We start from the raw sequence: 24,545 nt of genomic DNA, 5'->3' as shown, positions 1-24,545 counted from the left end.
GCTTGCGCGAATGGTCTGACCTGCAAGTCTTACTTTAAACCGGCCGCTGCACGCAGCACTTGCGCTTTATCGGTGCGTTCCCATGTGAATTCCGGCTCTTCGCGACCGAAGTGACCGTAGGCAGCGGTCTTCTCGTAGATTGGGCGCAGCAGATCCAGCATCTGGATGATGCCCTTGGGGCGCAGATCGAAATGTTCGTTGACCAAGGCGGCGATTTTCTCGTCGGAGATCACGCCAGTGCCTTCGGTGTACACAGTCACGTTCATCGGCTTGGCCACACCAATCGCGTAGGCGACCTGAATCTGGCACTGCTTGGCCAAACCGGCGGCAACGATGTTCTTTGCCACATAGCGGGCTGCGTAGGCGGCAGAGCGGTCCACCTTGCTCGGGTCTTTGCCGGAGAACGCGCCACCGCCGTGGGGGCAGGCGCCGCCGTAGGTGTCGACAATGATCTTGCGACCGGTCAAACCGCAGTCACCCTGTGGGCCGCCAATGACGAAACGACCTGTCGGGTTGACCAGATAGCGGGTGTTTTGCAGCCACTCTTTGGGCAGAACCGGCTTGATGATTTCTTCGATGATGGCTTCGGTAAAGCTGGCTTTCATCGTGGTCTGGGTTTCGGACTGGTCGGGGCTGTGCTGGGTGGACAGCACGACGGTGTCGATGCTGTGGGGCTTGCCGTCGACATAGCGCATCGTGACCTGGCTCTTGGCATCCGGGCGCAGGAAAGGCAGGCGGCCATCCTTGCGCAACTGGGCCTGGCGCTCCATCAGGCGGTGCGCGTAGTAGATGGGCGCGGGCATCAGCTCGGGCGTTTCATCGCAGGCGTAACCAAACATCAGACCCTGATCGCCAGCGCCAATGTTCAAGTGGTCGTCAGACGCATGGTCCACGCCCTGGGCGATGTCGTTGGATTGCTTGTCATAAGCCACGAGGACCGCACAGCCCTTGTAGTCGATGCCGTACTCGGTGTTGTCGTAGCCGATGCGTTTGATCGTGTCGCGTGCGACCTGGATGTAGTCGACGTGTGCGTTGGTGGTGATCTCACCGGCGAGGACAACCAGGCCAGTGTTGGTCAGTGTCTCTGCGGCCACGCGCGAGCGCGGGTCCTGTTTGAAAATCGCATCCAGAATTGCGTCAGAAATCTGATCTGCCACCTTGTCGGGATGACCTTCAGAAACAGACTCGGATGTAAAGAGAAAATCGTTCGCCATAGTGCTTGCTCCAATAAAACATCAAGTCGCGTTGCTTGGGCTATGGAGCTTGCAGCGAACGCTTTAGCAGATTTGTCAGCATTGACAAGGCACAATGGCAACCCGCAGAAGGATGCCATCATGGGTGTCGCCCTGCAAGTAGTTCCGTAACTCAGCGACGCCTGTATTTTATCCCAGCCATGTTCGGTCTTTTCAAAATACTGTCCGTTTTTCCATTGTGGGTATTGCATGGCGTGGGCTGGTTCCTGGGTTGGGTGAGTTTCCTGTTGTCCCCCACGTATCGCAGGCGTTTTCTTGCGAACTGCGCACAAGCGGGTGTTGCATCAAGCCAATGGACGCGGGCCGTGGGCGAAGGCGGCAAGCTTGTTGCCGAATTGCCGCGACTGTGGATGGGCTCCGAAGTGCCCGTTGTTTGGCATGGTGCGGAGCATATTGATCAAGCCCTGCAGACGGGTAAGGGGGTATTGTTTTTGACCCCGCATCTGGGTTGTTTTGAAGTGACGGCGCAGGCCTATGCGCAACGCTTCGGTAGGGCGGGCCGTCCGATGACCGTCTTGTTCCGACCCGCCCGCAAAGCCTGGCTGGCGGACCTGGTCGCGAGCTCGCGTGCACGCCCGGGGATGACCACCGCTCCCACCACGCTTGCGGGTGTCAAGCAACTGGTGCGCGCATTGAAAGCAGGTAATTGTGTGGGCTTGCTGCCGGATCAAGTGCCGCCTGCAGGGCAAGGGCTGTGGGTGCCTTTCTTTGGCCGCGATGCCTACACGATGACGCTGTCTGCCCGGTTAGCCCAGCAGACCGGCGCAAGCATCTTGATCGCGTGGGGCGAGCGTCTATCGTGGGGCAGTGGCTATGCCGTGCATGTGCATGCGATGCACGATGCTCTGGCTGCCGATCTGGGTGCTGCAACCTTACAAATCAACCGGGCGATGGAGCAATTGGTGCGACAAGGTGCCGGGCAGTACCTGTGGGGCTACGACCGTTACAAGCAACCTCGGGAAGACAAACAATGAGTCGACTGCCCTATGTGCTGATGGAGTGGGTGGGCCGCCTGCCGCTACCGTGGGTGCGCGCCCTGGGCTGGTTGCTGGGCCGGTTGCTATACGCACTGGTCGCCTCACGTCGCAAAGTCGTGCAGATCAATTTGCGGTTGTGCTTTCCACAGTGGCCTGAAGAAAAGGTGCGTGCTGTTGCGCGCGAGAACTTTATCTACTTCGCGCAGTCCTGGCTGGACCGCGGCTGGCTGTGGCACGCCAGCGAAGACACGTTGCGCAAGCGTCTGAAGTTGACTGGTGCAGTGCAGGAGCTGCAGGGCGATTCAGCCACCGTTTTGTTCGGACCGCATTTTGTCGGAATGGACGCCTGCTGGACCGCTTTGACTTTGTTGTTGCCGCGTCGGTGTTCCGGTATTTACCAGGCGCAGGCCAACCCTGTCGCCGATGCCTGGATTGAAGCCGGCCGACGCCGTTTCGGCAACCCGGAAATTGTCGCGCGGCTGGCCGGCGTCAAGCCCATGGTCAATGCGATCAAGCGCGGCGAACCCATGTATTTGTTGCCCGACATGAACTTCGACCCCAAGGAGTCGCTGTGGGTGCCGTTCTACGGCGTTATTGCGGCGACCGTGCCTTCGCTGCCACGTTTTTCCAGATTGGGCCGTGCCAAGGTTGTGCCCGTGATTACGCGCATGACGCATGAGGGTTACGAAGTGGACGTGAAGCCAGCGTGGACCGACTACCCCAGCGACGATGTTGAAGCTGATACGGCGCTGATGAATGTTCGCTTGCAGGCCTATATCGATACCATGGTGTCGCAGTATTACTGGGTGCACAAGCGGTTCAAAGACCGCCCCAATGGGGAAGCGCCGCCTTACTGATTTCTGTGTGCCGGTAATTGCGTTCGCCCGCATCGGGGATGGGGTACATACCTCCGCGAATGTCCTCCGGCCTTCGGCCTCCCCCTTGATTTCGCTGCGGCATGCACCCCATCCCCGTTGCTTGAGACTGGGGGACTCATGTCGTCGCCGTACAAGAGCATAGGCAGGAGAGGAGGGCTTGGGTGTTCTGCGCAGGTCAAGGAGGAGCCCAAAGGGCGGGGGACACGGAGCAGAACACCCAAGCCCTCCTCTCCCAAAGGAAACCTATTCCGGCAATGCAGCGGGTGCGGGTGTCTCAGATACAGGATGCGCCCACTTCCAAAGCAATTTAGCCACCTCATCAATACCCTGACGCTTGGGCGCCGAGAACAGCATCACCTCGCCCCCACCAGCCTGCAGCTTGGTGATCGACAAAATCTTGGTCTGCTCGCTGCGGGTCAACTTGTCGGCCTTGGTCAGGATGATCAGGAATTTGAGGCCTTCCTCAACCCGTGGACGGATTACATCGAGCAGGATTTCGTCCAGCTCGGTCATGCCATGGCGTGGGTCGGCCATCAGCACAATCGCTTTCAGGTTCTTGCGGGTCACCAAATAGTTGGCCATCACCTGCTGCCAGCGGATCTTGTCCGCCTTGGGCACGGCCGCGTAGCCGTAGCCCGGCAAATCGGTCAACACGGCGTCCATGATGCCCTGCTTACCCAACGCAAACAGGTTGATGTGCTGGGTGCGGCCTGGCTTCTTGGAGGCGAAGGCCAACTGTTTTTGCTGCGTCAGGATGTTGATGCAGGTGGATTTACCCGCATTGGAGCGGCCCACGAAAGCGATTTCCGGTACTTCCAGCTCGGGCAGGAAGTGCAGTTCGGGCGCTGTCGTCAGGAATTTGGCGGTGTGCAACCAGCCCAGGGCGACGGTCGCAGCCGATTTTTCGGCGGGAGGCGTGGCAATAGCGGGCTTTGCGGGCGTTGGCTTGGTGTGGGTGGTCATTGAATTGGTAGTTGGGCCCGAAGACGCATTCTAATTTGCCGCCGGGCCGCCCCCAAGGCAAATTCGCCCCCTCGGGGGGCAGCGACCCGCACAGCGGGAGCGTGGGGGCAATGTAGAATGCGGGCAGTTTTGCCCACCAGACACGAAACGCATATGAAGTTGATCGCCCCCCTGCTTATCGCTGCAGCCCTCGTTGGCTTCCAGTCCCCGGCTGTTGCAGCCGATGCCAGCCACGAACCTGCCAAAGCCGCAAAGCCGGATCTCGCCAAGGGTGAGGCCAGCTACGGCGCGGTTTGCGCCGCCTGCCACGGTGCAGACGGCAATTCGGGCACACCGGCCTACCCCAAGCTGGCTCAGCAGCATCCCGAGTACCTGGTCAAGCAATTGCAGGAATTCAAATCCGACAAGCGCGCCAACCCCGTCATGAAGGGCTTTGCTGCCGCGCTGTCTGATGAAGACATGAAGAACATTGCCTACTGGGTGGCTTCCAAGAAAGCCAAGCCCGGTTTTGCCAAGGACAAGGAACTGGTGACCTTGGGTGAGCGCATTTACCGCGGTGGCATTGCCGACCGCCAGGTGCCTGCCTGCGCCGGCTGCCACAGCCCCAACGGTGCTGGCATTCCTTCCCAATATCCGCGTCTGGGTGGCCAGCATTCGGACTATGCGATTGCCCAGTTGACCACCTTCCGCGACGGCGGCCGCAAGAACAGCCTGCAAATGACACAGGTAGCAGCCAAGATGAACGACAAGGAAATCAAGGCGGTTTCTGATTACATCGCTGGCTTGCGCTGATAGTGCGGCTATCCACAAAAAAGGGCATCTTCGGATGCCCTTTTTGCTTTGTGATGGTTGACGCACAGCGCGGGTCTTGCGTTCGTGCCAGACTGTAAGAATATTGGCGTCACGCCGACCAATGGTCGTAATAAGGAAATCCCATGCTGATCAAGACCCAAGACGACGGTTTCAACCACCCGGTGCCCAGTGAAATCACTGATCCAGCGATCTACGCACAGCGCCGCGACATTCTGAAGCGTCTGGCGCTGGGTGCGGGGGGCGCGGCGATGGCGACCTGGGCCAATCGTGCGGCGCTGGCGCAAACGCCCGCAGCAGTTGTGCGCCCCGGAAAACTTTCGCCGCTCAATTCCAAAACCAGCACCGTGGCCGGTGCCAGTACCGGGGAAAAGATCACACCCTACAAAGACGCCAGCACCTACAACAACTTCTATGAGTTCGGCACCGACAAGTCCGATCCCGCTGCCAACGCCCATACGCTGAAAACCAGTCCGTGGACCGTTGAAGTCGAAGGCATGGTCAAGAAGCCCGGCAAATGGGCGCTGGAAGACCTGCTCAAACTCAGCCCGATGGAAGAGCGCATTTACCGCCTGCGCTGCGTGGAAGGCTGGTCCATGGTGATCCCGTGGGTGGGCTACTCACTTGCGGAATTGCTCAAACGCGTAGAGCCGCAGGGCAGTGCCAAGTATGTGGAGTTCGTCACGCAAGCCGACCCCAAGACCATGCCTTTCGTTGGCTCGCGTGTGCTGGACTGGCCGTATGTGGAGGGTTTGCGGATGGATGAAGCGATGCACTCGCTGACGCTGCTGACGTTCGGCATGTATGGCGAAGTGTTGCCCAACCAGAGCGGCGCGCCGGTGCGCGTGGTCGTGCCATGGAAATACGGTTTCAAGAGCGGCAAGAGCATTGTGAAAATCCGTGTGACAGACCGCATGCCGGGAACCGCCTGGAACAAGGCCGCCGCCAACGAATACGGTTTCTATTCCAACGTTAATCCTGAGGTGGACCACCCGCGTTGGAGCCAGGCGACGGAACGGCGCATTGGTGAGGACGGCTTGTTTGCGAAGAAGCGCAAGACGCTGATGTTCAACGGCTACGAGGCGCAGGTGGGTCAGCTCTATGCCGGCATGGACCTGAAGAAGTTCTATTGAGCGCCATGGTTGCGCGCATCAATCGCTGGCTGCTTGGCGCGTGGGCCAAGCCGGTGCTCTTCTTGTTGGCGCTCCTGCCATTCACCTGGCTGGTGTTCGCGGCGTTTGCCGACAAGCTGGGCGCCAATCCAGCGGAGGCACTGGTTCGCTCCACCGGCGACTGGACATTGCGGATGTTGTGTGTCGTACTGACAGTGACCCCATTGCGTGTAATCGCCAAGCTGCCCGCGCTAGCGCGCCTGCGGCGCATGCTGGGGCTGTTCGTCTACTTCTATGTCTGTCTGCACCTGTTTGCGTATGCATGGTTTGACATGGGGCTGGATGTGGGAGATATCGCCAAGGACATTGCCAAACGACCGTTCATCCTGGTCGGGTTCGGCGCCTTTGTGCTGCTAACGCCGCTGGCGGCAACCTCATTCAATCGCGCCATCAAGTTTTTGGGCGCCAAACGTTGGCAGGCCTTGCACAAGCTGGTCTATGCCGTGGCTGCGCTGGCCATCCTGCACTTCTTCTGGATGCGCTCCGGCAAGAATAACTTCGCCGAGGTGGCTGTCTACGCCGGCATTCTGACCCTGCTACTGGGTTGGCGTGTCATTCAGCGCTACAAGAAAAAAGTGCCTGTAACGCCCACGGAACGTGCGTAGGCAGCTACTTTTTTTATAGCAACAACTCGGAGCGCATTTGCTCGTCCAGCGTCTCGCGGCGACGTATCAGGTGAGCTCGCGTGCCATCCACCAGCACTTCCGCACCACGGTTGCGCGAGTTGTAGTTGCTGGCCATGCTCATGCAATAGGCGCCCGCGGATAGCACGGCGAGGCGGTCACCGGGCTTCACATCCAGGTTGCGATCGCGTCCAATCCAGTCGCCGCTTTCACAGACCGGGCCGACCACGTCGTACACCGCGGAGGCATCCGTTTGCAATGCAGCTTCGTTGACCGGCACGATGGCATGAAAGGCTTGGTACATCGCAGGTCGCGGCAAGTCATTCATCGCCGCGTCGACGATGCAGAAATTCTTGAGTTCGCCGGGCTTGACATACAGCACCTCGGTCACACAAATGCCGGCGTTGCCCACCAGCGAGCGGCCAGGCTCGACCAGCAGCTTGCGATTTCCGTAGCCGCGTTGGTCCAGTTTGGCCAGCAGCTTGGTCCACAAGGCATCGGCCGCGGGCGGTATGTCGCGTTCGTAATGGATGCCGAGTCCGCCGCCGAAGTCGATGTGGTGGATGGGGATGCCTGCGGCCTCAATGGCTTCCACCAGATCCAGCATGCGGTCGACGGCGTCGAGGTAGGGCGTCTCCTGGGTAATTTGTGAGCCGATGTGGCAATCGATACCAGTGACCAGCAGGCCTGGTAGCGAAGCGGCATGCTGGTAGGTCGCGACAGTGCGTTCGTGCGCGATACCGAACTTGTTGCCCTTGAGGCCGGTCGAAATGTAGGGATGGGTCTTGGGGTCGACGTTGGGGTTGACGCGGATGCTGATTGGCGCCTGCTTGCCCATAGCCAGCGCGACTTCGTTGAGCACGTCGATTTCCGACTCGCTCTCCACGTTGAAGCAGCCGATCCCTACTTCCAGCGCCGTGCGCATCTCGTCGCGGGTCTTGCCAACGCCCGAGAAAATGATCTTGGAAGCATCGGCGCCTGCCTTCAGTGCGCGGGCGAGCTCACCCGCAGAGACGATGTCAAAGCCGCAACCGGCCTTCGCAAATACCTGTAACACGGCCAATGACGAGTTGGCTTTCATTGCGTAACAAATCTGCGCGTTGCGCCCGGCAAAGCCGCGCTGGTACGCAGCCAAGGCATCCAGCATGGCCGTTTTGGAATAGACAAACAGCGGCGTGGCGTGGAGGTCAGCCAAGGCCTGAACCGATTGACCTTCTACATGCAGTTGGCCATTCTGAAAATGAATATGCGGTTGGCCGGGCAAAACAGTGGAGGTCATGGACTCTTGGGTGGGGGTGTATCAGCAGGGGGTTGAGGGGAGGATTGAGAGGGAGTCGCGGCACTTGGGGCCACATTTGGAGCAGTGGGCAGATACAGCGCACCCGTTTGACCGCAGGCGGTCAGCAAGCACACACCTGCAGCAAGGGTATGGGTGCCAACTAGAATTTGCTTCAATCTCATCATGGGCAAATTGTAATGACTGACTCCGAATTTTTGGACCGCGCCGAAGCTTTGTTACAGGCGATTGAGTCAACATGTGACCGCTTCAATGATGAAACCGATGCCGATATCGACAACCAGCGCAGCGGAGRCATGGTCACTTTAACGTTTGGCGACCGCAGCCAGATCGTCGTCAACTTGCAAAAGCCCTTGCACGAAGTCTGGATGGCCGCCAAGACTGGCGGTTATCACTTCAAATGGCAAGATGGACAGTGGCTGGATACGAAGGGGCAGGGTGACTTCTTCAGTCGGCTGTCACAGGATGCCAGCCTGCAAGGCGGGCAATCGCTGGTCTTTTCCTAGTTTTTGAACAGGTCAAGAATTCGCTTCTTCTCTTCGGCCGGAGGAAGCACGATGGACTGTGGTTTGTCATCCTGGCCCAAGGTGCTGACACCGCCGCCTTTGGCAAATTCGTCGTAATACCACTCGCCGCCGACATGGACTACGCCTTCAGGCGCTGCGGGTTCCATCACCGGAATATTCTTCAGCGCAGTTTCCATGAAGCTGATCCAGACCGGCAAACTCAAGCCGCCACCGGTTTCGCGATCGCCCAGCTTGCGTGGCGTGTCGTAGCCAATCCAGGTCACTGCAGTGAGTGTGGGCTGGAAGCCCGCAAACCAGGCGTCCATGGAATCGTTGGTGGTTCCCGTTTTACCGTACACATCCGGGCGCTTCAGCGTAGCCTGGGCCTTGGCAGCAGTGCCAGAGCGAGTGACCTCCTGTAGCAGGCTGGTCATCATGAAGGCGTTACGGGGTTCAATCGCGCGTTGCGACGCATCCAGTTTGAACGCCTGCGTTTCGATCAATACCTTACCCCGTTGCTCCTTGACTTGTGTGATCAGCGAGGGGTTTACACGGTAGCCACCGTTGGCGAAGACGGAGTAACCGGTGGCCATTTGCAGTGGCGTCACAGACCCAGCGCCCAACGCCATCGTGAGATAGGCCGGGTGTTTCTCCGGATCAAAGCCAAATCGGCCAATCCATTCTTGCGCATATTGGGTGCCGATGCTTTGCAGAATCTGGATGGAAATCATGTTCTTGGATTTCGCCAAGCCTCTGCGTAATGTCATCGGGCCTTCGAAGGTGCCGTCATAGTTCTTGGGCTCCCACGGCTGGCCACCCGTTACGCCGGCATCAAAAAACAAGGGGGCGTCGTTGATCACGGTGGAGGGCGTGAAGCCCTTTTCGAGCGCCGCGGAGTAGATAAAGGGCTTGAAGCTGGAGCCTGGCTGGCGCCAGGCTTGGGTCACGTGGTTGAACTTGTTCTTGGCAAAGTCGAATCCGCCCACCAGCGCCTTGATGGAGCCGTCGCGGGGGTCCAATGCAACAAACGCGCCTTCCACTTCAGGCAACTGGGTGATTTCCCATCCGCCCTTGGCGGTCTTGGCGACACGAATCACGGCACCGCGGCGTACCTTGATGTTGGGCGGTGCTTTGTCAGACAGGCCGGATTGGGCGGGTTTCAGGCCATCGCCCGTAATTTCGACGGACTCGCCGTTCTGGCGAATTGCCTTGATGTGCTTGGAATCGGCCTCCAGAACCACGGCTGACATCACGTCACCATTGTCCGGGTGCTCCTCCAGCACTTCATCAATCGCGTCTTCAGCATCAGATGCGTTGGTAGGCAGTGTGATGAACTTTTCCGGCCCCCGGTAAATCTGGCGGCGCTCGTAGTCCATGATGCCGCGGCGCAGGGACTTGTAGGCGGCTTCCTGCTCATTGGTTCGTATGCTGGTGTGCACGTCCAGGCCACGGGTGTAAGTCTCTTCCCCATATTGGGCATACATCAATTGACGCACCATTTCTGCGACGTACTCTGCGTGAATTTCCGTGGCATTCGAATTGGCACGGACTTTCAGCTCTTGCTTTTTGGCTACTTCGGCTTCGTCAGTCGTGATGAAGCCGTTCTCCAGCATGCGATCAATGATGTAGAGCTGGCGTGAGCGGGCGCGTTTAGGGTTGCTGATCGGGTTGTAGGCTGAGGGTGCCTTTGGCAGACCCGCCAGCATGGCTGCCTCTGCGATGGTGATGCTCTTGAGCGGTTTGCCGAAATAGGCTTCCGAAGCCGCCGCAAACCCATAGGCGCGATTTCCCAGAAAAATCTGGTTCATATAGATCTCAAGGATCTGGTCCTTGGTCAGCATGTGCTCCAGCTTGAAGGTCAGCAGGATTTCGTAAATCTTGCGGGTGAAGGTCTTTTCGGACGACAGGTATACATTGCGCGCCACCTGCATGGTGATCGTGGAGGCCCCCTGGCTTTTGACTTTCCCCACATTCGCCAGACCGGCACGTACTACGCCGATGTAGTCCACACCGCCATGTTGATAGAAGCGAGCATCCTCAATGGCCAGTACGGCATTCGCCATGACCTTGGGTATCTCGTTCATGGGGGTCAGATTGCGCCGCTCTTCTCCAAACTCACCTATGAGGGTGCCTTCAGCGGAGAAAACCCGAAGTGGCAACTTCGGCCGGTAGTCGGACAAGTCCGTGATGTCCGGAAGGTTCGGGAACGCCACTGCGAGCGCCAGGCCAATGGCCATTGCCAGAGATATTGCACCCGCGGCGGCAATGCCTGCAGCCCACAGCGCCGCTGTCAGCAACCAATGGCGCTGCGCTGGTGGCTTGGGTGCACTGGATGCTTTCGAGTCGGGGCTGTTGTTGGTTGGCATGAAAAGAGTGTTGAACGCGCTGGGCCATTATAAAAATGGTGTGGCGTGCCCAAGAAAGAGCTGGCCGTGCATTGTTACCGCAGGCGCGGGTTCATAAGGAGCGGGGATGTGGCAATTGCAAAATAGCCCGCAAAGCGTCTGCTTTTGGCAACGTTCAAAACAACCTGAAACAGAAAAAACCTTTGCGGGACAAGGAGCTTACTGATAGCATTCAAGTGATTTCTTAAGTATGACCAGTACTCCACTGGCCAGTTTCAGGGGACAGTTTTGATCTCATTGGGGTCGCTTTTCAGTCGCCAACCCGCACCGATGTTAGGGTTGGATATCAGTTCCTCCAGCGTCAAGCTGGTGGAGTTGGGCCGTGACAAGGCCGGAAATCTGGTGCTCGAACGCTGCGCCATCGAACCGCTCGAGCGAGGGTGGATCACGGACGGCAACATCGAAAAGTTCGATGAAGTGGCTGGTGCGTTGCGCAAGCTCGTCAAAAAGAGCGGCAGCAAGACCAAAAACGTGGCCATGGCATTACCGCCTTCTGCGGTAATCACCAAGAAAATCATCCTTCCAGGCGGCATGTCTGACCAGGAGCTGGAATCCCAGGTTGAAACCGAGGCGAATCAATACATTCCCTTCCCACTGGATGAAGTGAGTCTGGATTTCTGCGTTATCGGGCCTAGTACGACCTCTCCTGGTGATGTGGAGGTGCTGATTGCGGCGTCGCGCCGCGAGAAGGTGCAAGACATTCAAGGTCTGGCCGAAGCGGCGGGCCTCACGCCAATTATTGTGGATGTGGAGTCTTACGCATCGCGTCTGGCGGCCGGTCGCATGATTGAGAATTTGCCAAACAAAGGTGTCGGTGCCATCGTTGCACTGTTCGAAGTCGGCGCAATGACCACCAGCATGCAGGTGTTGCGTGACGAAGAGGTACTATATGACCGTGATCAGGCATTCGGTGGCGCGCAGTTGACTCAGCTGATCGTGCGCCAATACGGTTTCTCCCAAGAAGAAGCGGAGAGTAAAAAGCGCAGTGGCGAGCTCCCCGAAGATTACGAATCCACTGTTCTGAAGCCCTTCATCGATACCATGGTGCAGGAGTTGGGGCGCGCGCTGCAGTTCTTCTTTACCAGTACGCCGCACAACAAAGTGGACTACATCATGTTGGCAGGCGGCTCGGCTGCGCTGCCTGGCTTGACCGCTGCGGTGACGCAACATACTTCTTTTCCTTGCAGCCTGCTCAATCCCTTTGATGGTATGGAAATTGGAGATGGCGTGCGCCTGAAGCGTATGACGCGTGAGGCGCCGTCGTATCTGACGTCCTGTGGACTGGCTTTGCGGAGGTTCTCGCAGTGATTCTGATCAACCTGCTCCCTCACCGAGAAGCGGCACGCAAGCGTCGCCGTGATGTTTTCAATGTGTCCATCGGTGCCTCGGCCATGCTGGGTGGCATCGTGGCTGGTGCAATCTTCCTGTGGTTCCAGGCGGCTATCTCTACCCAACAGAGTACCAATTTCATTCTCGACACCGAAATTAAAAAACTCGAAGCCCAAATCAAGGACATTGCAACGCTCGAGACAGAAATTGCGGCACTGCGTGCGCGTCAGCAAGCCGTTGAAGATTTGCAGTCGGACCGCAATTTGCCCGTGCATTTGTTAACGGAGCTGGTGAATCAGCTGCCAGATGGCACTTATATTTCCAAAATGACGCAAGTGGACAAGATGGTCACGATCAATGGGGTTGCCCAGTCGAACGAGCGCGTGGCCGAACTATTCCGCAACCTTGCAAACAACACCCCTTGGTTCACCAAGCCTGAATTGATTGAAATCGTTGCTGGAAATGTCACCCTCTCTGGAAAAGAGCAGAAGCGTGTTGCCAATTTTGTAATTAAAGTGAGGCTGGTTAGAGCGAGCGAAGTAGAGAAGGCGGCTACTTCGCCAACGGCTTCTGCATCGGCGCCAATTCCCGCCGTTGAGCAGAAAAAGCAGTAGGAACGGTATGGCAACAAAACTTCCAAGTTCCATAGACTTTGCGGCATTGCAGGAGAAGCTGGTCAGTCAGTTTCGCGATCTGGATCCCAAGGATCCTTCTGCATGGCCCGCATTGCCGAGAAATGCGCTATTTGCTGCAACGGCCATTGCGGTTGTTGTTGCTCTGTGGTTTGTTTGGCTCAGCGGGTCTCAAGAGGTTCTGCATGCAGAAGAAGAAAAGGAAGTCAAGCTTCGAGACGACTACAAGACCAAGCTTGCCAAAGCAGTCAATCTGGATGTGTTGAAGAAGCAGCGTGAACAGGTTCAGCAGTATGTAACGCAATTGGAGAAACAACTCCCAAGCAAGGCTGAAATGGATGCGCTCCTCTCTGATATTAATCAAGCCGGCTTGGGACGCAGCTTGCAAAATGACATTTTTCGTCCTGGACAAATTGCTGTTAAAGAATATTACGCAGAACTTCCAATCTCAATCAGGTATACCGGGCGCTATCACGATATTGGGGCATTTGCGTCGGATGTTGCCAATCTATCGCGAATCGTTACCCTGAATAACTTGACCATTGCGCCCAAAGCCGATGGTGCGCTGACATTGGATGCGACAGCGAAAACTTTTCGATATTTGGACCCGGACGAGCAGTTGGCGCAACGTCAAGCTGCAGGTGGCAAGGGAGCCAAAAAATGAGAATTTTTTTCTTATTTCTCGCTGTTTTGACGGCAATCCCTCTGGTCGGGTGTGGGGCGTCCAAAGAAGACGATATCCGCCAATGGATGGTTGAAGAGCGGAACCAAACACGTCCCAAAGTGAAGCCTATTCCCGAACCAAAGCAGTTCAAACCGGAGGCGTATACCAATGCGTCTGCGATTGAGCCCTTTAGCAACCAAAAATTGACTCAAGCGCTCAAGCGTGACTCGGCTCAAGTTGCGTCCAATGGCGGATTGGTTGCGCCCGAGCTAGCACGGAGAAAAGAGCCCATGGAAGCATTTCCGCTCGATGCGATGAGTTTGGTTGGAAGCATAGTCAAGGCCGGGCAGCCGGTGGCCCTTGTAAAAGTGGACAGCCTTTTGTATCAAGTAAAGCTGGGTAATTACCTCGGTCAGAACTATGGGAAAGTCACGAAAATCAGCGAAACGGAAGTTACGTTGCGTGAAATTGTTCAGGATGCGGTCGGGGAATGGATTGAACGCGTTGCAACACTTTCGTTGCAAGAGAGGTCAAAATGAAATTGCACACACAGTGCGCGGAGATGGGTATGCTGCAGCGGTTTTGTATGGCGGTATTGCTCGTTGTCTCTGGCGTCGCTTACGCACAGCCAGCCATTGAGTCGGTTTCAGGCTCAGTTCAAGGAGGTTCGGAGGTCGTTCGTATTGACTTGTCGCAGCCTCTTGCCTCTGTTCCTACAGGATTCGCCATTCAATCTCCTGCGCGTATTGCGCTGGATTTTCCGGGCGTTTCCAACGCTATGGGGCGCTCCACTGTAGAAGTCAACCAGGGTAATTTGCGCTCAATCAGTGTTGTTCAGGCTGGCGATCGCACGCGCGTTGTATTGAACCTGCGTCAGGCGACCTCGTATAAGGCTGAAGTTCAAGGCAAATCGTTAATTGTTGCACTCGAGGCAATTGCCAGCAGTCCCATAGTGACGTCCAGCGCTGCCCCGGTGTTTGCCGAAAATCGCAGCAGGGATTCGGCGCCGTTGAAAGATATTGATTTCCGACGCACTGCAGATGGTGCTGGCCGCATTGTCGTAGCGCTGCCAAACAACCAAGTCGGTGTTGACATTCGCCAGCAAGGACAAGGGTTGGTAGTCGAGTTCATGAAATCCACTCTGCCCGAAGGACTTCGCAGACGTCTCGATGTGGGTGATTTCGGTACCCCGGTCCGGACCGTCACTACCAGCCAGGCAGGTGATCGCGTGCGTATGGTGATCGAGCCAAGCGGGCTGTGGGAGCACAGTGCATATCAAAGCGACGATCAGTTCGTTGTTGAAGTGAAAGAAGTTAAGACCGATCCTCGCAAATTGACGCAAGGCATTGGATATAACGGGCAGAAACTATCACTGAATTTTCAGAATATTGAAGTGCGCTCTCTGCTACAGGTGATTGCAGACTTTACGAACTTTAATATAGTGACGTCTGACTCGGTTTCTGGCTCCGTAACTTTGCGCCTGCAAGATGTGCCCTGGGATCAAGCACTCGATATCATTTTGCAAGCCAAGAATCTTGGTATGCGGAAAAACGGCAATGTGATTTGGGTTGCTCCAAAGGATGAAATTGCCGCCAAGGAGAAGCTGGATTTTGAGGCTACCGCAGCCGTTCAAAACCTGGAGCCGTTGCGTACGCAGTCTTTTCAAATCAATTACGGTAAAGCCTCCGATATAGCCGCGCAATTGGCCGCTGGCGGAAGTACTTTGTCTGCCGCTGGCGGTTCTGCAAGTGCGCGAATTTTGAGTACCCGGGGCAGCGTTATCGCCGAGCAACGCACAAATCAGCTTTTCGTTACTGATATTCCGTCCAAGTTAGAGCAAGTGCAACAGATGATTGCAAAGCTGGATGTGGCTGTCCGCCAAGTTCTTATCGAAGCGCGCATTGTGGAAGCCAGTGATGGCTTTAGCAAATCACTGGGCGTCAAGTTGGGTGCAACAGACCAACGCGCCGCACGTGGTGGCGATGGTGGATACCTTGTTTCCGGCGACACTCGGGTTGCGATTGGAACCTCCTACGGCAATGCGATTGCAAGTAGTGGAGGAGGCGGCACGTTGAATACTTCCGGTACATTCGTGAATTTGCCAGCTGACGGAAGCGGGTTTGGAGAAGTTGCGTCCCTCGGGGTGTCTATTTTCAGTGCCGCTGCAAATCGTTATCTCAATCTCGAAATTCAGGCGCTTGAGGGCGACCGCAAAGGCAAAGTGGTGTCCAGCCCTCGGGTCGTCACCGCAAACCAGCAGCAGGCCATCATTGAATCTGGTGTGCAGATTCCTTATCAAGGATCCGTAGCGGCCAATGGAGGAGGACCGACCATTTCTTTCAAGGATGCAACGCTCAAACTAGAAGTCACTCCACAGATTACTCCAGAGGGCGCAATAATCTTGAATCTCGAAATCACGAAAGACACCCAAGGCGCGAACACCCCGAGCGCTGGCCCAGTCATTAATAAGAAGCGTATCAAGACGCAGGTGCTTGTGGAGAATGGTGGAACGGTGGTTATCGGCGGTATTTACGAAATGGTGGAAAACGTGGTTGAAGCCAAGGTCCCATTTTTTGGAGATTTGCCGGGACTGGGATACCTCTTCAAGAACAAAACTAACGGCATAACCAAGCAAGAGTTGTTGGTATTCATAACACCTAAAACCCTTTCTGATTCAAACGTTCGTTGATGGCGGAATTTTGTGTAGTTGCACATGAAACTTGACAAATCACAACGTAGGTGAAGACGCCAATGTGTTGCATGAAGCAAGAGAGACCCAAGTATGAGTAAATTTTTTATGAAACTGTCTAACTATTTGTTGGTGATGTTGGCGTCTGCATTGCTAGTTGCATGCGGGGGCGGTGGAGGCAATCCAGGTACCAACTCTGGTGGCTCTGGCTCTGGCTCCGGCGGCGGTACGACAACCCCAGCAATTGCACTGGCAATTGTCGATAGCGGCGGCGCTGTTGTTGCGGCCAATTCGATCGCTAATAGCGCAATTTTTTATGCACGTGCAACCCTGAAGGATGGAACGGGGAATCCCATAGCTAACAAGCTGGTTGCGTTCACGGCAGATGCGAGTGTTGCCAAACTTGCGCAAAGCAGCGCACTGACTGACGCCACTGGCGTCGCCAAAGTACAGATCTCTCCTGTCAGTTTGTCTACCACCGGCGCGGGAAGCCTTTCTGCTTCTGCAACGATCGATGGCAATCCTGTGTCTGTCAATCTGGATTTCCAGATCACAGCAGCCAATGTGACTGTGACAAACATGGTCTCGACGCCGACAACCATCAACGCCTTGCAAACCACAAGCGTGACGGCGGAAGGCCGGGTCGGTGGCGTGTTGGCAGGCAACGGTGTTGTTACTATCAATTTCACGGCCGCTTGCGGAACATTCAGCCCAACCAGCGCAAGTACAAACAACTCCGGCTTGGTCACAACGACATACATATCTGCTGTGGGTTGTTCCGGGCCTACATTGCTTTCCGCTACTGCGGCGAATACGAATGCACCTCCGGCAACCACTACCGTTACCATTGCAGCTGCTATGCCGGCAAATGTGGTGTTTGATTCAGCCACTGCTCCCTTGATGGTGACATCGACAACCGCAGGCGGGATAAAACAATCCACGCTGAAATTCAAGGTGTTGGATAGCACGGGTGCTGGGATGGCAGGCCAGTCGGTCACAATGGATTTGGACAATGCTACCGTTGCGGCCGGTGTCAAGTTTTTGGCGGGTAGTGTTGCTACAGCAGCAACTCAACAGATAGTTACAGACAGTTCTGGAGTTGCGTCGGTGATCGTTACCTCCGGGGCTTTCCCCACTCCTGTAAATGTCTCTGCAAAATTGCTGAGTACACCGTCTATTCAAGCTACGTCTTTGGGTGTTGCGGTTACTTCGGGTCGAGCCACCCAGAATTCGGCCTCGCTGTCCGCCACGAAATTGAGTCTTGAAGCCTTTAATACCGATGGCGTACAAACAACTCTGACAATGCGGGTTGCGGATCGTCAGGGGAACCCTGTACCTGTAGGAACGCCGGTCACTTTTATTGCCTCCCATGGTTTGGTCCAAGGCTCCTGTTTCCTGGATACAGCGTCCCAATGTTCAGTTCAATACACCAGTCAAGGGCAGCGACCCGCCAATGGGCGAGCGGTGATACTCGCGTATATGGATGGAGAAGAGAGCTTCATTGACCAAAATGCCAACAATGTCTGGGATGCCAGTGAGCCTTTCTACGACGTTGGGACCTTGTATCGAGATGACAATGAATCGGGTAGCCTTGATGCAGCTACGGAACAAACAATTCCCGGTGGCAAGACCGGTGCTGTATCCTGCACGAGTGTTGGTCTGGCTACTAGTTCGCAGTTCAACTATCCGTCTATTGACAATACATGCGATGGCACCTGGAGCGATAGTATTCGGGTCCGCAAACAAGCTGTGATAGCACTTGGCACTGCATCTGCTCAGATCGCCCTCATTTCAGGTAAGACCGCAGCTGGGCTTACTGTGAGCGTAAAAGATTTGAACGGAAACGCTATGCCAACGGGTACTACTGTGTCTGCGAAAGTTGTAACGAACGGCGCAACGTGCACTGTGTCAAGTGTTAGTCCCAATATTGTCCGCAACTCTCCTGATGGTGGAAATCACATTGTCAACCTCGATGCTGCCGCCGATTGCATCACCGTTGCAGTTGAGGTGACGGTGACATCTCCCGCTGGGGTTGGGACTGTTGCGAGATTTTGATTGCCCTCATCGGTCTTCCTGGCTCCGGTAAAACCACCGTCGGGCGACAACTCGCTCGACGTCTCCAGCTACCTTTTGAAGACTCCGACCATGCCATTGAGGTGCAGTTGGGGTGTTCTATTCGCCAGTATTTCGATAGAGAGGGCGAAGATAATTTCCGCGATATTGAGCAGGAAACGATTGCTTTACTGACGGCAAAGTCTACTTGTGTGTTGTCTACCGGTGGTGGCGTGGTGCTTCGTCAGGCCAATCGGCAAGCTCTGCGTGAACGTTGTCAGGTCATTTACCTGAAGGCCAATCCCGATGATTTGGCGCGCCGCTTGCGTCACGACCACCATCGCCCTCTTTTGCAAGTGGAAGACCCGCTTGCCCGTTTACGCGATCTGTACGCCCAGCGCGATCCGCTCTACCGCGAAACTGCCCATTTTGTGATCGAGACGGGGCGGCCCTCCGTGGCGACTCTGGTCAACATGATCGTAATGCAATTGGAGCTTGCCGGGGCTCTGCGCTAAAGCTCCCCTAAACTTGGGGTATGTCGCATACTTCCTCTCAAACGGTTTCCATCGCGCTGGGTGAGCGCAGTTATCCCATTTTTATTGGCACAGGTCTTTTGGGCAATGCCGACACTTTCGCCCAGCTTCCACGGGGCTCAACCGCGCTGATCGTCAGCAATGTGACTGTGGCGCCCCTTTATGCAGATGCGCTGCAATCTGCATTGCGGCCGCACTTCGCCATAGTCCATTTAGTCACCTTGCCAGACGGCGAAGACTTCAAAACTTGGCAAACCCTGCAATTGATATTCGATGCCTTGCTTGCTCACCAATGTGACCGCAAGACAGTCCTCTTTGCACTGGGCGGTGGTGTGGTGGGCGATATGACAGGCTTTGCGGCCGCAAGTTACATGCGTGGTGTGCCTTTCGTGCAAGTACCCACTACCTTGCTTGCGCAGGTGGATTCCTCTGTCGGAGGCAAGACCGGGATCAACCACCCCATGGGAAAAAATATGGTGGGGGCGTTCTACCAGCCCAAACTGGTGGTGTGCGATTTGGCGACCCTCAATACATTGCCATCTCGAGAAATCTCTGCGGGGCTGGCAGAGGTCATCAAATACGGCCCCATCGCTGATTTGCAATTTCTCGATTGGATTGAGACCAATCTGGACAAGCTGTTGGCGCGCGATGCGGTTGCGCTTGGATACGCAGTCAAGCGAAGTTGCGAGATCAAAGCTTGGGTGGTGGGACAAGACGAACGAGAGTCCGGACTGCGTGCAATTTTGAATTTCGGTCACACATTTGGCCATGCAATTGAAGCGGGCATGGGCTATGGGAAGTGGCTGCATGGTGAAGCTGTGGGCTGTGGCATGGTGATGGCTGCGCATCTGTCTTTAGGTTTAGGGTTAGTGGACTTGGCTTATGTGCAGCGTCTGACCAGCCTGATTCAGAAGGCGGGGTTGCCTGTACGTGGACCGCTCCTTGATGCAGCAGACAATGCCAGCCGTTATCTGGAGCTAATGCGCGTCGACAAAAAAACCGAGAGCGGCGAAATTCGTTTCGTGGTGGTGGATGGCCGGGGTAATGCGACCATGCGTGGTGCGCCGGATGCATTGGTTCGCAAAGTGATCGACGCCTGCTGCAGCCCCGTGCCATGACGCTTGCTGTTTACGCTTGTCACCCGGAACAATCGCGGGGACGTAGGTATGTCGAGCCCCCAGCATTTGACCGGACTGAGTTCCAGCGGGATCGGGATCGCATAGTCCATTCCAGCGCGTTTCGACGGTTGGTATACAAGACGCAGGTTTTCCTGAACCACGAAGGCGACATGTTTCGCACGCGGCTGACGCACTCTTTGGAGGTCGCGCAATTGGGGCGCTCCATGGCCCGTGCGTTGCAATTGAATGAAGACCTGGTGGAGGCCATATCCCTAGCGCACGACCTGGGGCATACACCGTTTGGTCACGCCGGGCAGGATGCGTTAAATGTGTGTATGCAGGGTCACGGAGGCTTTGAACACAATCTGCAAAGCCTGCGTGTGGTGGACCGGCTGGAGCGGCGCTACCCCAATTTTGATGGATTGAATCTCAGTTTCGAAACGCGCGAGGGCATCCTCAAACACTGCGCACGCCGCAATGCAGAAGCTTTGGAGGCGAGCGAGTTCGCTTACAGCGATGGCAAGGGTGGGGTTGGGCGGCGCTTCCTGGAACGCTACCAGCCCAGCCTGGAAGCCCAACTTTGCAATCTGGCAGACGAAATCGCCTACAACGCACACGACATGGATGACGGTGTGCGATCTGGACTATTGACCATGGAGCAACTGCGCGCGGTGCCGCTGTTCGAGAAATTCTGTAGTCAAACATTGCATGCGCATGGACATCTGGCAGAACCAGGCCAGGAGCGAAGGCTGCTGTACGAAACCATTCGCCAAATGCTCAGCGCGCAGGTGCGTGACGTCAACTCCACGACTGCAGCGGCGCTGGAGGTGACCAAGCCGCAGGATATTTGGGATGTACGCGGTAAACCCGTGTTGGTGCAATTCAGCCATGAAATGCGGCAACTCTCTACGGAGTTGAAATCTTTCTTGTTTGATAGCTTGTACAGACACACCCAAGTCGTTAGCACCATGGATATGGCCAAACAGGTGGTGCGAGAGCTATTTGCAGCTTACGTCGCAGCGCCGCAGGAGATGCATTCAGGCTCCACAACCCGCGCGCTTCAAATAATGACAGAACAAGAGGCGGTTGATATTTACCGAATGGTCGCGGACCACGTGGCGGGCATGACAGACCGATTTGCTGCCAGCGAGCACTATCGTCTGACCGGTATTCGTCTATTGGTCTGAGGCTTCGCATTGAAGTTGGGGCCGTGTGCCCGGTAAAATTCAGTTACATCTATAGGGCGATCGGGAGCTGAATTGAGTTTTCTCAACCAATTGAAGTCGCAGGCAAGCGCATTGCAGCAACAGCAGGGTGCTGACACGGTGCGGCTGGAAGCGAACGCGAAAGCTACGGAGGCAGCTTGCCGTACGGTTTGGCTGTATGTGTCTGAGCTCTCGAAACAGCTTAACGTCATCGCTCCGGCAGGACCTGCCCTGAGCCTGGATGGCAAGACACAGTGGCCTGCAATGAAACTCGCCAGTTTCGGCGCCGATGCCCGTAAGAAGAAGCTGCGCGACCAGGAGGTCTTTGATTACATCGCCCTTGGTTGGAAGATCCTGCCCACAATGGGGCAGCCAATAAGCGGTTCTGTCAGAGCCAATTTCCCACCAGATCTGCAGCGCATTGAGTCACGCATTGTTGCGGGCAATGTGAAGCATGAACGCGTCAACGTGCGGCACCCCGAAAAAAATACCTTGAAGGAAATTCGTTTCGACTATGTCACGGAGAGCCGTGGCAGCGTGACCATTACTGCCGATCACGACGAAGCCCGTTTGAACTTTCGGTTGGGTTGCCTGTCTGGCTTTCAAGTTGTCAACGCAAGTTACGCGGCCAACCAGATTCACGGCAGTGTGCTGGATGAGCTGGCCAAGTTGATTGTTGGAGAAAGCAGTACATTTGTCTGACAACATGCCCCTGTCTGCAACTTCTTTGCTCACACAAGAAGCTATCCAGCAAGTGGAAACTGAGACGCGGCGTTGGCTGGATCGTGCAGTCATCGGGTTGAATCTGTGCCCATTCGCCAAAGGGGTATTGGTCAAGAATCAGATTCATTTCACGGTCAGCCAGGCGACCCATATTGAGACCTTGCTGATGGATCTGGAGCGCGAATCTCTGGGGTTAATGGAAGCAGCGCCAGAAGTTCGGGATACCACATTGTTGATTGTGCCTCAGTGCTTGCGGGCTTTTCAGGATTTCAATGACTTTCTGGTTCTGGCCGACAGCTTGTTGTCCAGCATGCGCCTGGATGGCGAATTGCAGATTGCCAGTTTCCACCCGGATTTCCAGTTTGCTGACACCGAACTGGACGACGTCACCAACTGCACCAACCGCTCGCCGTACCCTACTTTGCATTTGCTGCGCGAGAGCAGTATCGATCGGGCTGTGCAGGCGTTTCCCGAAGCAGAAATGATCTTCGAAGAAAACATCAAGACACTGGAAAATTTGGGCTTTGAAGGGTGGCAAGCGCTTGGTATGGCGCGTGGCAAGATAGGCCTATGAAAACCGCCAAACCGCAGGCCAATCCCTTGGGCGATGAATTGCGCCCGGGCCAGTCCATTGAGCTTCTCAAAGAGTTGCATATCCTTACCCGTGACGGAAAACTGAATCAGGATTCACGCCGCAAGCTCAAGCAGGTGTACCACCTGTTCCAGTTCATCGAAAAATTGCTGAAGGAGTTGCCGCCTCCCCAAGGCGCTATGCGTACTCTGGCGGATCATGGCGCAGGCAAGTCCTATTTGGGTTTTATTCTTTACGACCTGTACTTCAAGGCCTTGGGGGCCAGCCATCTGTATGGCATTGAGACGCGCGCCGAATTGGTGGAGAAATCACGCGCGCTGGCCCAGCGTCTCGGGTTTGATCGTATGTCCTTCGTCAACCTGTCGGTAGCGGAATCCACCGACTCTGACCAGCTGCCTGTGCACATTGACGTCGTCACGGCCCTGCACGCGTGCGACACGGCAACGGACGATGCGATTGCATTTGGGCTATCGAAGAAGGCGCAGGCCTTTGTATTGGTGCCCTGCTGCCAGGCAGAAGTGGCGAGGCACCTGAATCACCAAAAGGCGTTGAACTTGGCCCGTACGCCACTGGCTGAGTTGTGGCGTCACCCCATGCACACCCGTGAATTTGGCAGTCAGCTTACCAATGTCTTGCGGTGCCTGTACCTGGAAGCCAATGGTTACCAGGTCACTGTGACCGAGCTGGTGGGCTGGGAGCACAGTATGAAAAACGAATTGATCCTGGCACGGTATACCGGCCAGCGCAAACGGGCTGCGGCGCAACGGTTGCAGGCCGTCTTGAAGGAATGCGGTCTGGAAACCTTACTTGACACCCGGTTTACATTGACGTCAGACAATAAGGACGACAACGCAATACCGGCGTAATGCGTTAAATGCGCTGGCATTGAACTTTTTGATTGACGGAGTATGAGAATGAATTTGAAGAACATCCCAAGCTTGACCATTGCCTTGACCTTGACTGCCCTTCTGGGCGCTTGCGCAAGTAGCAGCCCGGACGTGATAAAGCGCAGTGACACACAACGCATGGCGCAAGTCGAAGATGGTGTTGTGCTGTCCGTTCGCTCTGTGGTCGTTGATGGCAGCCAGTCCGGTATCGGCGGTGCGGTCGGCGGTGTCGTCGGTGCCATTGGTGGTTACGGTGGTAGTGGCGTGCAGCGCGAGGCGCAGGTGTTGGGTGTGCTGGCTGGTGTGGCCGGTGCAGCTGCTGGCAACGCGATTGAGCGCATGTCTACGCGCGAAGACGCTTATGAAATCCTGGTTCAGCTCAAGGGCGGCGAACGCCGTGCCATCGTGCAAGCCAAGGGGGCTGAAGTGTTGGTGGCGGGTGACCCAGTCATCCTCGTGACAACCGGCGGCAAGGTGCGCGTCACCAAGGCGCCCAAGTAAGGTGCTAAAGGCATGGCTCGTCTCCCGCGCCTGACGCTGCCGGGCCATCCGCACCACATCATCCAGCGCGGAAACAACCGCCAACCCATTTTTTTGGGTGCGGCGGACCGCGAGACCATGCTGTCTTTGCTGGACGCAAGTGCTCGCAAATTTGGGGTCGAGGTTCACGCCTATGTGCTGATGGACAACCACTTTCATCTGCTTGCAACCCCCCATACTGCAGATGGCATCCCCAAATGGATGCAATCGGTCGGTCGTAGTTATGTGCGCTATTTCAACGACTTGCACCGCCGTAGCGGTACCTTGTGGGAGGGGCGCTACCGCGCCACGTTGATCCAGACTGAGCGCTACTTGCTGGCCTGTATGGCGTATATCGATCTGAACCCGGTGCGCGCAGGTATAGCAGTGCAAGCGATCGAATTCCCCTGGTCTAGTCATGCCCATTACGTGGGGCGCCGCTCCGACAAATGGCTCACGCCCCATCCACTGGTGTGGAACATGGGCAATACACCGTTTGCACGCGAGGCTGCATATGCCGAGTTGGTGCAGGCTGGTTTGGGGCAGTCCAGCCTGACGGCCTTGACGGATGCCACCATGCAGGGATGGGCCTTGGGAGACCCTGATTTTGTTGCAAATCTGCAAACCCAAACGCCACGCCGGGTTAGCAAACGCGCGCCGGGGCGACCAAGCACTCCTGTTTCTTCGGATAACAAATAGCTTGCTGGCTATTATCCAG

At 56.0% G+C, this 24,545-nt stretch carries 25 protein-coding genes; 20 read left to right on the top strand and 5 right to left on the bottom strand.

The window, feature by feature from the left end:
- Positions 1-29: 29 nt before the first annotated feature.
- Positions 30-1,214 (bottom strand): methionine adenosyltransferase, encoded by a 1,185-nt coding sequence (gene metK / locus AC1DV6_RS05045; RefSeq protein ID WP_477975716.1) that lies wholly within the window; start codon positions 1,212-1,214, stop codon positions 30-32.
- Positions 1,215-1,393: 179 nt separating this feature from the next.
- Between metK and AC1DV6_RS05040 the strand changes: the two genes are divergently transcribed.
- A complete protein-coding gene (locus AC1DV6_RS05040; protein WP_477975715.1) occupies positions 1,394-2,227 on the top strand; it encodes a lysophospholipid acyltransferase family protein in 834 nt (277 codons plus the stop codon).
- A complete protein-coding gene (locus tag AC1DV6_RS05035; RefSeq protein WP_477975714.1) occupies positions 2,224-3,087 on the top strand; it encodes an LpxL/LpxP family acyltransferase in 864 nt (287 codons plus the stop codon). Before AC1DV6_RS05040 ends, AC1DV6_RS05035 begins: the two co-directional genes overlap by 4 nt.
- Positions 3,088-3,351: 264 nt before the next feature.
- Here AC1DV6_RS05035 and yihA read toward each other — a convergent pair whose 3' ends face one another.
- Entirely contained in the window at positions 3,352-4,071 is a 720-nt protein-coding gene (gene yihA / locus AC1DV6_RS05030; protein ID WP_477975712.1) for a ribosome biogenesis GTP-binding protein YihA/YsxC, read from the bottom strand.
- A gap of 153 nt (positions 4,072-4,224) precedes the next feature.
- On the opposite strand from yihA, the gene AC1DV6_RS05025 reads away from it, so the two are divergent.
- The 3 genes from AC1DV6_RS05025 to AC1DV6_RS05015 all read left to right on the top strand — a co-directional run bounded on the left by AC1DV6_RS05025 (position 4,225) and on the right by AC1DV6_RS05015 (position 6,658).
- Complete coding sequence (locus AC1DV6_RS05025; protein ID WP_477975710.1) at positions 4,225-4,863, top strand: c-type cytochrome; 639 nt, start codon at positions 4,225-4,227, stop codon at positions 4,861-4,863.
- A gap of 143 nt (positions 4,864-5,006) precedes the next feature.
- Positions 5,007-6,014, top strand: coding sequence for a protein-methionine-sulfoxide reductase catalytic subunit MsrP (gene msrP / locus AC1DV6_RS05020; RefSeq protein ID WP_477975708.1), 1,008 nt, complete (start codon positions 5,007-5,009; stop codon positions 6,012-6,014).
- A gap of 5 nt (positions 6,015-6,019) precedes the next feature.
- Positions 6,020-6,658, top strand: a complete 639-nt coding sequence (locus AC1DV6_RS05015; RefSeq protein ID WP_477975985.1) for a protein-methionine-sulfoxide reductase heme-binding subunit MsrQ — start codon at positions 6,020-6,022, stop codon at positions 6,656-6,658.
- Between the two features lie 13 nt (positions 6,659-6,671).
- Here the strand turns inward: AC1DV6_RS05015 and lysA are convergent, their stop codons facing one another.
- Positions 6,672-7,955 carry a diaminopimelate decarboxylase gene (lysA, locus tag AC1DV6_RS05010; RefSeq protein ID WP_477975706.1) on the bottom strand — a complete coding sequence of 428 codons (1,284 nt, stop codon included), beginning with the start codon at positions 7,953-7,955 and terminating at the stop codon, positions 6,672-6,674.
- On the bottom strand, positions 7,952-8,137 hold the full coding sequence (gene lptM, locus AC1DV6_RS05005; protein ID WP_477975983.1) for an LPS translocon maturation chaperone LptM: 186 nt from the start codon (positions 8,135-8,137) through the stop codon (positions 7,952-7,954). The genes lysA and lptM overlap by 4 nt, the downstream gene beginning before the upstream one ends.
- A 15-nt stretch (positions 8,138-8,152) precedes the next feature.
- Between lptM and cyaY the strand changes: the two genes are divergently transcribed.
- On the top strand, positions 8,153-8,479 hold the full coding sequence (gene cyaY / locus AC1DV6_RS05000; protein WP_477975704.1) for an iron donor protein CyaY: 327 nt from the start codon (positions 8,153-8,155) through the stop codon (positions 8,477-8,479).
- Here cyaY and AC1DV6_RS04995 read toward each other — a convergent pair.
- The gene (locus AC1DV6_RS04995; protein ID WP_477975702.1) at positions 8,476-10,845 is read right to left on the bottom strand and encodes a penicillin-binding protein 1A; all 2,370 of its coding nucleotides are present in this window, start codon (positions 10,843-10,845) and stop codon (positions 8,476-8,478) included. The two genes, cyaY and AC1DV6_RS04995, sit on opposite strands and share 4 nt — an antisense overlap.
- 267 nt (positions 10,846-11,112) lie before the next feature.
- On the opposite strand from AC1DV6_RS04995, the gene AC1DV6_RS04990 reads away from it, so the two are divergent.
- The 14 genes from AC1DV6_RS04990 (at position 11,113) to AC1DV6_RS04925 (ending at position 24,526) form a co-directional block, all read left to right on the top strand.
- Positions 11,113-12,192, top strand: coding sequence for a pilus assembly protein PilM (locus tag AC1DV6_RS04990; protein ID WP_477975700.1), 1,080 nt, complete (start codon positions 11,113-11,115; stop codon positions 12,190-12,192).
- Positions 12,189-12,827, top strand: coding sequence for a PilN domain-containing protein (locus tag AC1DV6_RS04985; RefSeq protein WP_477975698.1), 639 nt, complete (start codon positions 12,189-12,191; stop codon positions 12,825-12,827). Before AC1DV6_RS04990 ends, AC1DV6_RS04985 begins: the two co-directional genes overlap by 4 nt.
- A 7-nt stretch (positions 12,828-12,834) precedes the next feature.
- Positions 12,835-13,509, top strand: coding sequence for a type IV pilus inner membrane component PilO (locus tag AC1DV6_RS04980; protein WP_477975696.1), 675 nt, complete (start codon positions 12,835-12,837; stop codon positions 13,507-13,509).
- A complete protein-coding gene (locus AC1DV6_RS04975) occupies positions 13,506-14,048 on the top strand; it encodes a pilus assembly protein PilP (protein WP_477975694.1) in 543 nt (180 codons plus the stop codon). The genes AC1DV6_RS04980 and AC1DV6_RS04975 overlap by 4 nt, the downstream gene beginning before the upstream one ends.
- Positions 14,045-16,198, top strand: coding sequence for a type IV pilus secretin PilQ (locus AC1DV6_RS04970; RefSeq protein WP_477975692.1), 2,154 nt, complete (start codon positions 14,045-14,047; stop codon positions 16,196-16,198). The genes AC1DV6_RS04975 and AC1DV6_RS04970 overlap by 4 nt, the downstream gene beginning before the upstream one ends.
- 108 nt (positions 16,199-16,306) lie before the next feature.
- Entirely contained in the window at positions 16,307-18,253 is a 1,947-nt protein-coding gene (locus AC1DV6_RS04965) for an Ig-like domain-containing protein (RefSeq protein WP_477975690.1), read from the top strand.
- Positions 18,247-18,765, top strand: coding sequence for a shikimate kinase (locus tag AC1DV6_RS04960; protein WP_477975981.1), 519 nt, complete (start codon positions 18,247-18,249; stop codon positions 18,763-18,765). Before AC1DV6_RS04965 ends, AC1DV6_RS04960 begins: the two co-directional genes overlap by 7 nt.
- Positions 18,766-18,785: 20 nt before the next feature.
- Positions 18,786-19,901: a 3-dehydroquinate synthase gene (gene aroB, locus AC1DV6_RS04955; RefSeq protein ID WP_477975688.1), complete on the top strand. Its 1,116-nt coding sequence runs from the start codon at positions 18,786-18,788 to the stop codon at positions 19,899-19,901.
- Complete coding sequence (locus AC1DV6_RS04950) at positions 19,898-21,088, top strand: deoxyguanosinetriphosphate triphosphohydrolase (RefSeq protein WP_477975686.1); 1,191 nt, start codon at positions 19,898-19,900, stop codon at positions 21,086-21,088. Before aroB ends, AC1DV6_RS04950 begins: the two co-directional genes overlap by 4 nt.
- 72 nt (positions 21,089-21,160) lie before the next feature.
- The gene (locus AC1DV6_RS04945; RefSeq protein WP_477975684.1) at positions 21,161-21,808 is read left to right on the top strand and encodes a hypothetical protein; all 648 of its coding nucleotides are present in this window, start codon (positions 21,161-21,163) and stop codon (positions 21,806-21,808) included.
- 4 nt (positions 21,809-21,812) lie between these two features.
- A complete protein-coding gene (locus AC1DV6_RS04940; protein ID WP_477975682.1) occupies positions 21,813-22,403 on the top strand; it encodes a DUF1415 domain-containing protein in 591 nt (196 codons plus the stop codon).
- Positions 22,400-23,287, top strand: a complete 888-nt coding sequence (locus AC1DV6_RS04935; RefSeq protein ID WP_477975680.1) for a class I SAM-dependent methyltransferase — start codon at positions 22,400-22,402, stop codon at positions 23,285-23,287. The genes AC1DV6_RS04940 and AC1DV6_RS04935 overlap by 4 nt, the downstream gene beginning before the upstream one ends.
- Before the next feature lie 48 nt (positions 23,288-23,335).
- Positions 23,336-23,809 (top strand): glycine zipper 2TM domain-containing protein, encoded by a 474-nt coding sequence (locus AC1DV6_RS04930; protein ID WP_477975678.1) that lies wholly within the window; start codon positions 23,336-23,338, stop codon positions 23,807-23,809.
- Positions 23,810-23,821: 12 nt separating this feature from the next.
- Positions 23,822-24,526 carry a transposase gene (locus AC1DV6_RS04925; protein WP_477975676.1) on the top strand — a complete coding sequence of 235 codons (705 nt, stop codon included), beginning with the start codon at positions 23,822-23,824 and terminating at the stop codon, positions 24,524-24,526.
- The last annotated feature ends 19 nt before the right edge of the window (positions 24,527-24,545 follow it).

It is taken from the genome of Rhodoferax sp. P2_H8_2 (genome assembly GCF_056403235.1).
This window is presented reverse-complemented; position numbering and strand designations above follow the sequence as displayed.